14 protein-coding genes and 1 riboswitch are annotated in these 13,163 nt (G+C 71.2%); of the genes, 12 read left to right on the plus strand and 2 right to left on the minus strand.

Annotated features, from left to right (window positions below):
• The first annotated feature begins 52 nt into the window (after positions 1-52).
• From ACFC1K_RS09230 to ACFC1K_RS09275, 10 genes are all read left to right on the plus strand, one after another.
• Entirely contained in the window at positions 53-838 is a 786-nt protein-coding gene (locus ACFC1K_RS09230; RefSeq protein WP_375871374.1) for a 2-keto-4-pentenoate hydratase, read from the plus strand.
• Entirely contained in the window at positions 823-1,626 is an 804-nt protein-coding gene (locus ACFC1K_RS09235; RefSeq protein ID WP_375871375.1) for an aldolase/citrate lyase family protein, read from the plus strand. The genes ACFC1K_RS09230 and ACFC1K_RS09235 overlap by 16 nt, the downstream gene beginning before the upstream one ends.
• Before the next feature lie 120 nt (positions 1,627-1,746).
• A complete protein-coding gene (locus ACFC1K_RS09240) occupies positions 1,747-2,310 on the plus strand; it encodes a hypothetical protein (protein ID WP_375871376.1) in 564 nt (187 codons plus the stop codon).
• Positions 2,311-2,387: 77 nt separating this feature from the next.
• Positions 2,388-2,768, plus strand: coding sequence for a YciI family protein (locus ACFC1K_RS09245; RefSeq protein WP_310289093.1), 381 nt, complete (start codon positions 2,388-2,390; stop codon positions 2,766-2,768).
• Positions 2,768-3,823 (plus strand): RNA polymerase sigma factor, encoded by a 1,056-nt coding sequence (locus tag ACFC1K_RS09250; RefSeq protein WP_375871377.1) that lies wholly within the window; start codon positions 2,768-2,770, stop codon positions 3,821-3,823. Before ACFC1K_RS09245 ends, ACFC1K_RS09250 begins: the two co-directional genes overlap by 1 nt.
• Positions 3,824-4,008: 185 nt before the next feature.
• The gene (locus ACFC1K_RS09255) at positions 4,009-4,863 is read left to right on the plus strand and encodes a transporter substrate-binding domain-containing protein (protein WP_375871378.1); all 855 of its coding nucleotides are present in this window, start codon (positions 4,009-4,011) and stop codon (positions 4,861-4,863) included.
• A gap of 22 nt (positions 4,864-4,885) precedes the next feature.
• Entirely contained in the window at positions 4,886-5,731 is an 846-nt protein-coding gene (locus ACFC1K_RS09260) for an amino acid ABC transporter permease (protein WP_375871379.1), read from the plus strand.
• Positions 5,728-6,462 carry an amino acid ABC transporter ATP-binding protein gene (locus ACFC1K_RS09265; protein ID WP_375871380.1) on the plus strand — a complete coding sequence of 245 codons (735 nt, stop codon included), beginning with the start codon at positions 5,728-5,730 and terminating at the stop codon, positions 6,460-6,462. Before ACFC1K_RS09260 ends, ACFC1K_RS09265 begins: the two co-directional genes overlap by 4 nt.
• 158 nt (positions 6,463-6,620) lie before the next feature.
• On the plus strand, positions 6,621-7,103 hold the full coding sequence (locus ACFC1K_RS09270; protein ID WP_375871381.1) for a MarR family winged helix-turn-helix transcriptional regulator: 483 nt from the start codon (positions 6,621-6,623) through the stop codon (positions 7,101-7,103).
• Positions 7,100-7,747, plus strand: a complete 648-nt coding sequence (locus ACFC1K_RS09275; protein ID WP_375871382.1) for an NAD(P)H-dependent oxidoreductase — start codon at positions 7,100-7,102, stop codon at positions 7,745-7,747. Before ACFC1K_RS09270 ends, ACFC1K_RS09275 begins: the two co-directional genes overlap by 4 nt.
• 2 nt (positions 7,748-7,749) lie before the next feature.
• Here ACFC1K_RS09275 and ACFC1K_RS09280 read toward each other — a convergent pair whose 3' ends face one another.
• A complete protein-coding gene (locus tag ACFC1K_RS09280; protein WP_375871383.1) occupies positions 7,750-8,631 on the minus strand; it encodes a bifunctional methylenetetrahydrofolate dehydrogenase/methenyltetrahydrofolate cyclohydrolase in 882 nt (293 codons plus the stop codon).
• Between the two features lie 134 nt (positions 8,632-8,765).
• Positions 8,766-10,040 (minus strand): serine hydroxymethyltransferase, encoded by a 1,275-nt coding sequence (glyA, locus tag ACFC1K_RS09285; RefSeq protein ID WP_310289074.1) that lies wholly within the window; start codon positions 10,038-10,040, stop codon positions 8,766-8,768.
• Between the two features lie 52 nt (positions 10,041-10,092).
• Positions 10,093-10,177: riboswitch (ZMP/ZTP riboswitch) on the minus strand.
• 151 nt (positions 10,178-10,328) lie between these two features.
• Between glyA and ACFC1K_RS09290 the strand changes: the two genes are divergently transcribed.
• Positions 10,329-11,843 (plus strand): beta-N-acetylhexosaminidase, encoded by a 1,515-nt coding sequence (locus ACFC1K_RS09290; RefSeq protein ID WP_375871807.1) that lies wholly within the window; start codon positions 10,329-10,331, stop codon positions 11,841-11,843.
• A 27-nt stretch (positions 11,844-11,870) separates the two neighbouring features.
• Positions 11,871-13,007 carry an N-acetylglucosamine-6-phosphate deacetylase gene (nagA, locus tag ACFC1K_RS09295; RefSeq protein ID WP_375871384.1) on the plus strand — a complete coding sequence of 379 codons (1,137 nt, stop codon included), beginning with the start codon at positions 11,871-11,873 and terminating at the stop codon, positions 13,005-13,007.
• The last annotated feature ends 156 nt before the right edge of the window (positions 13,008-13,163 follow it).

The raw sequence follows: 13,163 nt of genomic DNA on the forward strand, positions 1-13,163 counted from the left end.
ACATCCGTGGAGTTCTGCAAACGGCTCACCCGAGTGAACGAAGGAGAGAGGGATGCTGCACCCCGACGACATCGCCGCGATCGCGGCCGAGCTGGCCGAGGCCGACCGCACACACGGGGTGATCCCGCGCATCACGGCGCGGTACCCGGGCGCGACGGTCGAGGACTCGTACGCGATCCAGGGCATGTGGCGCGACCAGAACATCGCGGCCGGGCGCACGCTGGTGGGCCGCAAGATCGGGCTCACGTCGAAGGCCATGCAGCAGGCGACGGGCATCACCGAGCCCGACTACGGCGTGATGTTCGACGACACCGTGTACCGCTCCGGTGCCGAGATCCCCGTCGAGAAGTTCTCGAACGTGCGCATCGAGGTCGAGCTCGCCTTCGTGCTCAAGACCCCGCTCGAGGGCCCCGACTGCACGCTCGATGACGCCCTCGCGGCGATCGACTACGCGGTGCCCGCGCTCGAGGTGCTCAACTCGCACATCGAGCTCGAGGGCCGCACCATCGTCGACACGATCAGCGACAACGCCGCCTACGGCGCGATGGTGCTCGGCGAGGTGCACAAGCGCCCCGACGAGATCGACCTCCGCTGGGTGCCCGGTGTGCTGAGCCGCAACGGCGAGATCGAGGAGACGGGCGTCGCCGCCGGAGTCCTCGGGCACCCCGCCACCGGCGTCGCGTGGCTGGCGAACAAGTTCCACCAGCACGGCGCGCGGCTCGAGGCGGGCGAGATCATCCTCGCGGGCTCCTTCACGCGCCCCATGTGGGTGTCGCGGGGCGATACGGTCAGGTGCGACTACGGACCCATGGGAGTGATCGAATGCCGCTTCGTCTGAGCCCGACTTTGAGCGTCGTCCTCGCGAACGCCGACCGGCCGCTCGCGGGCATCTGGGTGTGCACCGGCTCGCCGCTCGTCGCCGAGATCTGCGCCGGCTCGGGCCTGGACTGGGTGCTCATCGACATGGAGCACTCCCCGAACGGCCTCGAGTCGGTGCTGGCTCAACTGCAGGCCGTCGCTGCCTACCCGATCACCCCCGTGGTGCGCGTGCCGATCGGCGACGTCGTGACGATCAAGCAGGTGCTCGACCTCGGAGCCCAGAACCTGCTCGTGCCGATGGTGTCGTCGAAGACGGATGCTGAGGCCGCCGTCGCCGCCGTGCGCTATCCCCCGCGGGGCACGCGTGGCGTGGGCTCCGCGCTCGCGCGGTCGGCCCGCTGGAACCGCGTCGACGGGTACCTCCAGGACGCCGACACCCACGTCTCGCTGTTCGTCCAGATCGAGACGACGGCCGGCGTCGAGGCGGCCGCCGAGATCGCCGCCGTCGACGGCGTCGACGGCGTCTTCGTGGGTCCCAGTGACCTCGCCGCCTCGATGGGCGTGCTCGGTCAGCAGACCCACCCCGACGTGGTCGCCGCCGTCAGGCGCACCTTCGACGCCGTCCGCGCGGCCGGAAAGCCCGTCGGCGTCAACGCCTTCGACCCGGCCACCGCCGACGCGTACCTTCGGGCCGGCGCGTCATTCGTGCTCGTCGGCGCCGACGTCGCCCTCCTCGCCCGCGGCTCCGAGGCCCTCGCCGCACGCTTCATCCCGACCGACGCCTCCGGCGAGCGCGCCTCGTACTGAGGGTCCACGCGGCCGACGCGGCTGGGCCCACGCGCCCGAAGGCTCCGCCCGACGCGCCAGCGGCGGGTGGGGGCGTGGGGACCGTTCCCCTGCCGCTGCCGGACGTGGCACAGTGAATCCATGAAGAAGTGGGTCGTGCGGTTCGCGTCGCTGCTGGTGTTCAACATCGTCGTCCTGCTGATCGTGGGCTGGCTCACGCCCGCGCGCGTCGGCTGGGCCGCGCTCTGGGCGGGCATCGTGCTGACCGCGCTCGTCATCTGGATCAAGCCGCTGGTCGAGAAGTGGTTCCGCTCGATGGCGGCGAAGTCCGCGAACCAGCGCACCAAGGCGGGCGAGAAGCTCGTCGAGTTCCTGCTCGCCTTCGCCGTCGCGTTCCTCGTCTGGATCGTCACCGTCGTCTTCACGGGGGTCTCCATCGGCGGCGGCATCTTCGGTGCGTTCTGGGGCTGGGTCATCCCGCCGGTGATCCTCCTCATCGGCTGGGCGATCTACGGCGCCATCGACGACAAGGTCGAGACTCACGCCGGCACGCTCTACGACAAGGCGACCGGTTCGAAGCCCGGATCGACGGATGCTGCCGCCCCGCCGATCCCGAGCCCCGAGGCATCCGCCGCCAGCAGGGAGCTGAACGACGGGCTCACCGACGAGCAGCGACGCATGCTCGACGAACTCGGCAAGGGCTGATTCCCCCCGACCTGTCGATCGGGGCGGGCGCCGATCGTCATCAGGGTGTCGATACCCCTGAAAGAAAGGACGACGCCATGCGGTACGCACTCCTCCTCCACTACCCCGAGATGACCCCTGACGACATGGGCGACGACGCCTGGGCCGAGGGCATGCGCGAGTTCGACGAGTACGCGAAGGCGCTCGACGCCGCCGGCGTGCTGGTGTCGGCCGAGGTGCTCCAGCCTTCTGCCGTCACGACGACGGTGACCGCGCCCGACGGCACGCTGCGCGTGCAGGACGGTCCGTTCGCCGACACCAAGGAACAGCTCGGCGGCACGTTCGTGGTCGAGGTCGCCGACCTCGACGCCGCGATCGGCTGGGCCGGCAAGGCGCCGTCGATCAGCTGGGGCACCGTCGAGGTGCGGCCCAGTGCGACCTTCTTCGAGAACGGCGCCTGGACCCCGTTCGCGAGCTGATGCCGTCGGCTTCCGACTCCCGCGCGGTCGCGGCACGCACCGCGCGGGAGTCGTACGGCCGCATCCTGGCCGTGGTCGCCGCATCCACGCGCGACGTCGCGCTCGCGGAGGACGCCCTCGCCGACGCGTTCGAGCGCGCGCTGCGCACGTGGCCGGATGCCGGCGTCCCCGCCAATCCCGAAGGGTGGCTGGTCACCGTGGCCCGCAACCGACTGCGCGACGCCCTCGCGTCAGCGGCGCACCGCACCGGCGTTCCGCTCGACGAAGGGATCGCCGCGGTGCGCGCCGACGAGCGCGAGGTCGACGCGCTCAGCGCTCTCGAGCGCGCCGAGGCGATCCCCGACCGTCGACTCGAACTGCTGTTCGCGTGCGCGCATCCGGCCATCGACCCTGCCGTCCGCACGCCGCTCATGCTGCAGACGGTGCTCGGATTCGACGCAGCCGAGATCGCCCGCGCGTTCGCGGTCGAGCCCTCCGCGATGGCCCAGCGGCTCGTGCGCGCGAAGCGGCGGATCCGGGACGCCGGCATCCCGTTCCGCGTCCCCACCCGCGCCGACATGCCGTCCCGGCTGCCGGCTGTGCTCGAGGCGATCTACGGCGCGTACGCCATCGGCTGGCTCGACCAGGGCGAGGAGCCGCGCGAGTCGCTCGCCGACGAGGCGCGCTGGCTCGCGGTGCTCACCGCGACCCTCCTCGACGACGAGCCGGAGGCGTGGGGCCTCGCCGCGCTGCTCACCTACGCGCAATCGCGCGCACCCGCCCGCACCGACGTGCCGTGGCCGCCGCTCGACGAGCAGGACCCGGCCGAGTGGGATCGCGCGCTCATCGCTGAGGGCGCCGCCCTGCTGCGCCGTGCCTCGTCGCTCGGACGACCCCTGGGGCGATTCCAGCTCGAGGCCGCCATCCAGGCCGTGCACTGCGACCGCGCCCGCACCGGCTCCCTCGATGTCGAGGCGCTCGTGAAGCTCTACCGCGGGCTCGTTGCGATCGCGCCGACCGACGGTGCGCGGCGGGCCCTGGCGGCGGCCGAGGCCCGGCTCGCGTCCGCGTCGTGACGACGGATGCCGGTCTCCGGCAGCGCGAGGATGTTGTGGAACGGATGCTGCGGGCCCCGGCTCCTCGGCATCGGACGTGTAACAAACCGACCCGCGCGGACCGTTCCGCCCGGCCCCTCGCCAAGATGGAGGGATCCGCGCAGCGACAGCACGCACGCGTGGACACCCGACTTCTGGAGGCACCCATGTCGCGCAGCATCCGTCTCGTCCGCATCGCCGCCGCCGGCATCGCCGTCGCGGCCCTCGCCCTGACGGGCTGCGCCTCGGGTTCCGCTCCGTCGAGCAGCGAGTCGGCCGCCGCCGACGCGGGCTACCTCACCCCCGGCAAGCTCACCATCGCGACGGGCGAGACGGCGTACGAGCCGTACGTGATCGACGACGACCCGGCGTCCGGTGAAGGGTTCGAGGCAGCGGTCGCGTACGCCGTCGCCGAGGAGCTGGGCTTCGCCGCCGAGGACGTCGAATGGGTGCGGACCAGCTTCGAGTCGGCGATCGCGCCCGGACCGAAGAGCTTCGACTTCAACATCCAGCAGTACACGATCACCGACGAACGCAAGCAGGCCGTCGACTTCTCGTCGCCCTACTACGAGGCCAGCCAGTCGGTGGTCGCGCTGAAGGGCGGTGCCGCCGAGGGCGTGACCGACATCGCGGGCCTCAAGGATCTGGTGCTCGGCGCGATGTCGGGATCCACGAGCGCGACGACGATCGAAGAGGCGATCGCTCCCTCCGCCACGCCGCAGCTCTACAGCTCCAACGAAGACGCGGTCGCCGCGCTCAAGGCCGGTCAGATCGATGCCCTCGTGCTCGACACCCCGACCGCCTACACCGCGGTGAACTTCTACATCGACGACTCCTTCACGGTCGGCGAACTCCCGGCTGCGGGGGTGCCCGACCAGTGGGGCCTGCTGCTGGCGAAGGACTCCCCGCTGACCGCGGACGTCACCGCGGCCGTCGACACGCTGCGCGAGAACGGAACGCTCGACGCCCTCGAGGAGAAGTGGCTCGCCGTGCTCAGCGAAGGCGTCACGCAGCTGAAGTGACCGCGTCCGCTACGTTCGTTCGGTGACCCCGCACCAGCCCAGCGCGCTCGAGCTCGACCGTCGCGCCTACCGGCACCGCCGCTCGCGGCGGTCGGTGCTCATCGCGATCGCGTCGTCGCTCGCGTTCGCGGCGATCGTCTGGGCGACGGTCATCAACACCGAGGGCTGGTCGAAGGTCCAGCAGTCGTTCTTCAACCTGGACGTCGCGATCGAGGCGCTGCCGAAGGTGTGGGACGGCTTCCTGATCAACCTTCAGGTGCTCGCCTATTCGGTCGTGACCGTCGCGATCGTCGCGCTCGTGATCGCCGTGCTGCGCACCCTCCGCGGGCCGGTGTTCTTCCCGGCGCGCGTGCTCGCGGCGGGGTACACCGACCTCTTCCGCGGCCTGCCGTTCATCATCGTGCTCTACCTCATCGGCTTCGGTCTGCCGACCATCACGAACACGCGCATGCCAGTGGTGCTGCTCGGGGTGATCGCGGTGACGCTCACATACTCCGCGTACGTCGCCGAGGTGATCCGGGCCGGCATCGAGGCCGTCCACCCGTCGCAGCGCCTCGCTGCTCGGGCGCTCGGCCTCGGCTACGTGCAGTCGCTGCGCCGCGTCGTGCTGCCCCAGGCCTTCCGCAAGATCACGCCGCCCCTCATGAACGACTTCATCTCGATGCAGAAGGACGTCGGGCTGATCTCCATCCTGGGCGCGGTCGACGCCATCGCCGCGGCGAGATCCGTCGCCTCGCTCACCTACAACTTCACGCCGTACGTCGTGGCCGGCGTACTGTTCATCCTGCTCGCGATCCCCACCATCCGGCTCACCGACTGGTACACCGCGCGACTGCGCGAGCGCGAGCAGGCGGGGGCGATCCTGTGACCGCTCTGCTGCGGGCGACGGGCATCCACAAGTCATTCGGCGAGCGCGAGGTGCTCCGCGGCGTCGACCTGGAGCTGGCGACCCACGAAGTGGTCGCGCTCATCGGCGCGAGCGGGTCGGGCAAGTCGACGCTGCTGCGGTGCCTGAACCTCCTCGAGCCCATCGATGACGGGCAGATCTTCCTCGACGACGAGGACATCTCCGATCCGCGCATCGACGCGAACCGCGTACGCGCCCGCTTCGGCGCGGTGTTCCAGAGCTACAACCTGTTCCCGCATCTCACGGTGCTCGAGAACGTCACGCTGGCCTCGCGCGTCGTGCACCGCACTCCGCGACGTGAGGCGGAGGCTCGCGCGCTCGAACTGCTCGGCCGCATCGGGCTCGCCGACCTCGCGCGCGAGCACCCCGACCGCCTCTCGGGCGGCCAGCAGCAGCGTGCCGCGATCGTGCGGGCCATCGCGACCGACCCCGAAGTGCTGTTCCTCGACGAGATCACGTCCGCGCTCGACCCGGAGCTCGTGGGCGAGGTGCTCGAGCTCGTGCGGCAGCTCGCCGCCGACGGCGCGACGATCCTCATGGCGACGCACGAGATGGCGTTCGCGCGGGATGTCGCCCACCGCGTGGTGTTCCTCGACGCGGGCACGATCGTCGAGCAGGGGCCTCCTTCCGAGGTGCTGGCGGCTCCCCGCGAACCACGCACCCGGGAGTTCCTCGCGCGCTTCACCGCCTGACATCGGATCGCCCGGGCTGTTCATTTCATGTGCTCTCACCGAGATCACACGTCGTGCGCGTGCACATCGTGTCGACTCGGCGAGAGCACACGATGTGAACGACGACGCAGTGAGTCAACCTGTTGACTTAAGGTGAGTCAACTGGTTTACTCACTGGTATGTCCGAACGCCTCACCTTCACTCTCCATGAGCTCATCGCCGAGCTCGACGCGTTCGCCGACTCCGCCCTGCAGGCGGGGTGGGGTGTGACGTTCAACCACTTCCAGTTCCTGGCTGTGCTCTACGACCACGAGCCTGTCGACATGACGACGCTCGCCCGCTGCCTCGGCGTCACCAAGGCCGCTGTGAGCAAGCGGGTGCCCGCGCTCGTCGAGGACGGGTGGATCACCGCGGCATCCCAGCCCGGCGCAGGCCGCAGCATCCTGCTCTCGCTCACCGACAAGGGCACCGCCCTCGTGCGCGATGCCGGCGAGGTGCTCGAGCGCGAGTTCGCCGCGATGCTCACGCACCCCTCGCTCGCCGCCGACCCCATCGACGCCCCGCGCATGAACGCCCAGCTCGTCGTCCTCACCGCTTTCATCCAGCAACAGCCGGCGCCCGGCCCGGGTGCCGTCCACCACCCTCAGGAGACCCTCGCATGAACGCTCCCCGCATCCTCGTGATCGTCGGCACGCCTTTCGCCGCCAGTCTCAACCACTCCCTCGCCCGGTCGTACGCCGACGCCGCGCGTGCCGGCGGCGCCGAAGTGCGCGTCGTGGATCTCGCGAACGACACGGTGCCGCAGCATCCGTCCGTCCGCGACGACGTGCGCCTGCCGCGCACCGATGCCGACGTGCCGCTCACCCCCGAGGTCGCCGCCTACGTCGCCGACGTCGATTGGGCCGACCACCTGGTGTTCTTCTTCCCGCAGTGGTGGGGGTCGCTTCCGGGCGCCCTCAAGACGTGGATCGACCGCGTGTTCGTGCGCGGCTTCGCCTACCGCTACCGCCCGACCGGACGGCTGTGGGACAAGCTGCTCACCGGGCGCAGCGCGCGCATCGTGATGACGATGGACTCCCCCACGCTCTGGAACGCATGGGTCTACCGCAACGCCCCGATCCGCTCGCTGCGCAACGCCACGCTGGAGTACTGCGGCATCAAGGTCCGTGGCGTCACGCGGCTGGCGCAGGTGCGGCACAGCACCGAGGCCGACCGCGAGCGCTGGGTCCGCGGGATGTCGTCCTTCGGGGCGACGGATGCCGAGTCCGTGCGTCCGCGCGAGCGGTCCGAGCTCGTCGCGGCCTGACGTCAGGCGAGCGAGCGCTCCGCCGCCTCGACGACGTTCGTCATGAGCAGCGCCACGGTCATCGGGCCGACCCCGCCGGGGTTGGGCGAGAGGTAGCCGGCGACCTCGGCGACGTCCGGGGCGACATCGCCGTAGACGCGGGACTTCCCGGTCTCGGGGTCGTCCTCGCGGGTGACGCCCACGTCGAGCACGGCGGCGCCGGGCTTGACGTCCTCGGCGCGGACGATGTGCTTCACGCCCGCCGCGGCCACGATCACGTCGGCCTGGCGGAGGTGGTGCGACAGGTCGGCGGTGCCGGTGTGCGTGAGGGTCACGGTGGCGTTGATCTCGCGGCGCGTGAGCAGCAGGCCGATGGAGCGGCCGATGGTCACGCCGCGGCCGACGACGACCACGTCCTTGCCCTTGAGGTCGTAGTCGTTGCGCAGCAGCAGCTCGATGACGCCGCGCGGCGTGCACGGCAGCGGCGTGGTGATCGGGGAGTTGACATTGAGCACGAGGCGTCCGAGGTTGGTCGGGTGCAGGCCGTCGGCGTCCTTCGCGGGGTCGATGCGCTCGAGGATCGCGTCGGTGTCGAGGTGCTTCGGCAGCGGCAGCTGCACGATGTAGCCGTGGCATTCCGGGTCGGCGTTCAGGTCGTCGATGAGCGCCTCGACCTCGGCCTGGGTGGCGTCAGCCGGCAGCTCGCGCTGGATCGAGTTCATGCCGATGGCCTCGGACTCGCGGTGCTTCATCCCGACGTAGAGCTGCGAGGCCGGGTCGGCGCCGACGAGCACCGTCGCGATGCCGGGCGTGACGCCGCGGTCCTTGAGTGCCGCCACGCGCTCGCGTAGCTCGTCCTTGATCTGGGCCGCGGCCGCGCGCCCGTCGAGCTTCTGTGCGGTCATCCTGGGTCTCCTCGTGGGTCGTGCGCCCTCGCGCCGGGGCGGGCGGGACGGATGCCGCGGCCCGGCGTCGGGCCGCGGCATCCGTGTCGACAGTGGTACCAGACGGTGCCGCCGCGCCGCGGCGGCACTTCCACTCAGTGGCGGAAGTCGGGGTACAGCGGGAAGGCGGCCGTCAGTGCCGCGACGCGCAGGCGCAGCTCCTCGACGTCGGCGCCGGGCTGCAGCGCGAGCGCGATGACGTCGGCGACCTCGGTGAACTCGGCGTCGCCGAAGCCGCGGGTGGCGAGCGCCGGCGTGCCGATGCGCAGACCCGACGTGACCATCGGCGGGCGCGGGTCGTTGGGGACCGCGTTGCGGTTGACCGTGATGTGGATCTCGTGCAGGAGATCCTCCGCCTGCTTGCCGTCGATCTGAGCGTTCCGGAGGTCGACGAGCACGAGATGCACGTCGGTGCCGCCCGAGCGGACCGCAATGCCGGCATCCTTCACGTCCTGCTGCGACAGGCGCTCGGCGATGATGTGGGCGCCGCGCAGCACGCGCTCCTGGCGCTCCTTGAACTCGGGGGTGGCCGCGAGCTTGAACGCCGTGGCCTTCGCCGCGATCACGTGCATGAGCGGGCCGCCCTGCTGGCCCGGGAAGACAGCCGTGTTGATCTTCTTCGCGAGGTCGGCGTCGTTGGTGAGGATGAAGCCCGAGCGGGGGCCGCCGATGGTCTTGTGCACCGTGGACGACACGACGTGGGCGTGCGGCACCGGGTTCGGGTGCAGGCCCGCCGCGACGAGACCCGCGAAGTGCGCCATGTCGACCCACAGCAGGGCGCCCACCTCATCGGCGATCGCGCGGAAGGCGGCGAAGTCGAGCTGACGCGGGTAGGCCGACCAGCCGGCGATGATGACCTTGGGCTGGTGCTCGATGGCGAGGCGGCGCACCTCGTCCATGTCGATGGTCGAGGTCTCGGGGTCGACGCCGTACGCGACGATGTTGTAGAGCCGGCCCGAGAAGTTGATCTTCATGCCGTGCGTGAGGTGGCCGCCCTGGTCGAGCGACAGGCCGAGCAGCGTGTCGCCGGGGCGGGCGATGGCGTGCAGCACGGCGGCGTTCGCGGTGGCGCCCGAGTGGGGCTGCACGTTCGCGAACTCGGCGCCGAACAGCGCCTTGGCGCGGTGGATCGCGAGCTCCTCGGCGACGTCCACCTCTTCGCAGCCGCCGTAGTAGCGGCGACCCGGGTAGCCCTCGGCGTACTTGTTGGTCAGCACCGAGCCCTGCGACTGCAGCACAGAGACCGGAACGAAGTTCTCGGAGGCGATCATCTCGAGGTAACCGCGCTGGCGGTCGAGCTCGCGGTCGAGCACCTGGGCGATCTCGGGATCGACCTCGGCGAGAGGGGCGTTGAAGAACTGATCGGTCATGCGATCTCCTTGACTGCGGCTTTCGGGGTGCGCGGCACGGGGTGCCGGGATTCACATCGGCCCAGGCGTGCGGTCGAATGCCGTAGTCGGTCGCTCCCCGGTGGTGTCCCACCTCAACGCCAGTCGCGACACACCGAGCATAACGGAACAGGAGGCGCTAGGCTGAGTCGAATCCCTTTTGTTAGGACTCTTTACATGAATCGTCGACGAGGACGGGCCGTCGCGGCGGCCGTCCTCGCCGCTGCGCTGCTGGCCGGATGCACCCCGGTCGCACAGAATGGAGACACCGTGTCGCTTCCCGCCGTCGTCCCCGCCCCCGTCTCGATCGAGGCCGGCCCCGGCGAGCCCTTCCGGCTCACCTCCGCCACGGTGGTGACCGGAGAAGCGGATGCTGCCGCCGCCCTGTCCGCGATCGTCGAGGCCCGCACGGGACTGACCCTCGCGAGCGGCGACGGCGCGGGCATCGAGCTGCGGATCGACGCGGGTTCGGACGCACCCGAGTCGTACCGGATCGCGGTGGACGAGGCATCCGTCTCCGTCACCGGCGCCGGCGCGGCCGGCCTCTTCTACGGCGTGCAGACGCTGGGCCAGCTCCTCGCCCGCGACGGCGACGAATGGACCGTGCCCGCCGTCACCATCGAGGACGCCCCGCGCTTCGCGTATCGCGGAGTCATGCTCGATGTCGCCCGCCACTTCCATCCCGTCGAGACGGTCAAGGCGTACATCGACCACGCGGCGTCGCTCAAGTTCAACGCGCTGCACCTGCACCTCACCGACGACCAGGGCTGGCGCATCCAGCTGGACTCGCGCCCCGAGCTCACCGAGAAGGCGTCGGGCACTTCCGTCGGCGGCGACCCGGGCGGCTTCTACACGAAGGACGACTACCGCGGGATCGTCGAGTACGCGGCCTCCCGTCACATGATCGTGGTCCCCGAGATCGACATGCCGGGCCACACGCATGCGGTCGGACTCGCCTACCCCGAACTCGCCGAAGACCCGAGCATCAGCGACCACATGCGCGAGATCATCCGCGACTACGGCGGCGAGGAGCCGCGCGTCGGCGCGCCGTACGACGGCATGGCCGTCGGGTTCTCTTCGCTGAAGATCCACGACGAGGCGACCTACGACTTCGTGGCCGATGTGTTCGGCGAGCTCGCCGCGATGACACCGGGGCCGTACCTGCACTTCGGCGGCGACGAGTCGCTCTCGACGACCGACGAGGACTTCGCGGAGTTCGTCGCGCGCGCGAGCGAGATCATCGCCGACCTCGGCAAGACGCCCGTGGCGTGGCACGAGGCCGGCGCCGCGGCCGGCATCGCCGACACCACGGTCGGCCAGTACTGGGGGTTCCTCACGCCGCAGGAGGGCGCCGCCGAGAAGGCGACCGCGTTCGTCGACAACGGCGCGCAGCTGATCCTCTCCCCCGCCGACGCGATCTACCTCGACATGAAGTACCCGAGCGGACCCGAGTTGGGCCTCACCTGGGCGAACGGGCCGACGAGCGTCGAGCGCGCGTACTCGTGGGAGCCGTCGGACGTGGTCCCCGGAGTCGACGACTCCGGCATCCTCGGCGTCGAGGCGCCGCTGTGGACCGAGACGATCCGCACGGCCGCCGACATCGACACGATGGCGTTCCCCCGCGCCGCCGCCGCCGCCGAGGCCGCCTGGTCGCCGGCGACCGGAGCGAGCGACCTGCGCACCTGGGCGTCGTTCCGCGAGCGGGTCGGCGCCCTCGGCCCGCTGTGGACCAGCATGGGCATCGGCTTCCACCCGTCCGAAGAGATCCCCTGGGTCACCGAGTGACCTCCGCCGAGTGATCCGGAGCACCGCATGAGCACCCTCGTCCACTCCGTCCGCCTGCTGGGCTCCGTATCCGTCGACAGCGACCGCACCGACGGATGGGCGCTGTTCGAGGGCGGGCGCGTCTCGTCGGCCGGCGTCGGCGGCGACCTCCCTGCCGCCGACGAGGTCGTGGACGGCGGCGACGGATGCCTCGTCCCCGGCTTCATCGACATCCACGGGCACGGCGGCGCCGGCGCGAGCTTCGACGACGGCCCGGAGGCCGTGGCGACCGCGCGTGCCGTGCACCGCGCCCACGGCACGACGCGCGCGGTGCTCTCGCTCATCACCGCGCCGATCGACGACCTCGCCGCGCGCGTGGCGATGGTCGCCGACCTCTGCGACGCCGATCCGACCGTCCTCGGCTCGCACCTCGAGGGTCCGTTCCTCGACCCCGGTCACAAGGGCGCGCACACCGAGTCGCTGCTGCGGGCGCCGGACGCGGCATCCGTCGACCGCCTGCTCGAGGCGGGACGCGGCACGATTCGCCAGGTCACGCTCGCCCCCGAGCGCCCCGGCGCCTTCGACGCGATCCGGCGCTTCGTCGATGCCGGAGTCGCGGTCGCGGTGGGCCACACGAACGCCGACGCCGACACGACGCGGCGTGCCTTCGACGCCGGCGCGACGCTGCTCACCCACGCGTTCAACGCGATGCCCGGCATCCATCACCGCGCCCCCGGTCCGGTCGTCGCGGGCCTGCGCGACGAGCGCGTCACGCTCGAGATCATCGCCGACGGCGTGCACGTCGACCTCGAGCTCATCGCGACGCTGTTCGCCGTGGCGGGCAACCGGATCGCGCTCATCACCGACGCGATGGCTGCGGCGGGCTCGCAGGACGGCCGGTACGAGCTGGGCGGCCTTGCGGTGCGCGTGACCGACGGCGTCGCGAGGCTCGAAGAGGGCGGCGCGATCGCCGGCTCGACGCTCACGCAGGACGCCGCCCTGCGCCACGTCGTGGCCGCGGGCGTGCCCCTCGAGGTCGCCTCGCACGCCCTGAGCCGCCAGCCCGCTCACGCGATCCACCGCGGCGATCTCGGCACCCTCGACGTCGGCGCGCCCGCCGACGCGGTGCTGCTGGACGACTCTCTCGCGGTGCGCCGCGTCTGGGTCGCCGGGCACGCCGCCTGAGCACGCTCGCGCGCACGTGAAAGGCGGGGCCGAAGGTCCCTCCCCCGAGATCCCTCCGAGCCCCGCCTTGTCCGCGGGAGTCCCGCGGGGGCGGCCGCCGTCGTGCCCCACACAAGGCGGCCTGCCACTCTGACGAAAGAGACGGCGCGACCGCCG

This window comes from Microbacterium sp. NPDC056057 (assembly GCF_042266945.1).
Taxonomy (GTDB): Bacteria; Actinomycetota; Actinomycetes; order Actinomycetales; family Microbacteriaceae; genus Microbacterium; species Microbacterium trichothecenolyticum_C.

Bases quoted from the DNA above. Each gene is read 5' to 3' on its own strand.
- ACFC1K_RS09230 (WP_375871374.1), top strand. From the start codon at position 53: ATGCTGCACCCCGACGACATCGCCGCGATCGCGGCCGAGCTGGCCGAG.
- ACFC1K_RS09235 (WP_375871375.1), top strand. From the start codon at position 823: ATGCCGCTTCGTCTGAGCCCGACTTTGAGCGTCGTCCTCGCGAACGCC.
- ACFC1K_RS09240 (WP_375871376.1), top strand. From the start codon at position 1,747: ATGAAGAAGTGGGTCGTGCGGTTCGCGTCGCTGCTGGTGTTCAACATC.
- ACFC1K_RS09245 (WP_310289093.1), top strand. From the start codon at position 2,388: ATGCGGTACGCACTCCTCCTCCACTACCCCGAGATGACCCCTGACGAC.
- ACFC1K_RS09250 (WP_375871377.1), top strand. From the start codon at position 2,768: ATGCCGTCGGCTTCCGACTCCCGCGCGGTCGCGGCACGCACCGCGCGG.
- ACFC1K_RS09255 (WP_375871378.1), top strand. From the start codon at position 4,009: ATGTCGCGCAGCATCCGTCTCGTCCGCATCGCCGCCGCCGGCATCGCC.
- ACFC1K_RS09270 (WP_375871381.1), top strand. From the start codon at position 6,621: ATGTCCGAACGCCTCACCTTCACTCTCCATGAGCTCATCGCCGAGCTC.
- ACFC1K_RS09275 (WP_375871382.1), top strand. From the start codon at position 7,100: ATGAACGCTCCCCGCATCCTCGTGATCGTCGGCACGCCTTTCGCCGCC.
- ACFC1K_RS09280 (WP_375871383.1), bottom strand. From the start codon at position 8,631: ATGACCGCACAGAAGCTCGACGGGCGCGCGGCCGCGGCCCAGATCAAG.
- glyA (WP_310289074.1), bottom strand. From the start codon at position 10,040: ATGACCGATCAGTTCTTCAACGCCCCTCTCGCCGAGGTCGATCCCGAG.
- nagA (WP_375871384.1), top strand. From the start codon at position 11,871: ATGAGCACCCTCGTCCACTCCGTCCGCCTGCTGGGCTCCGTATCCGTC.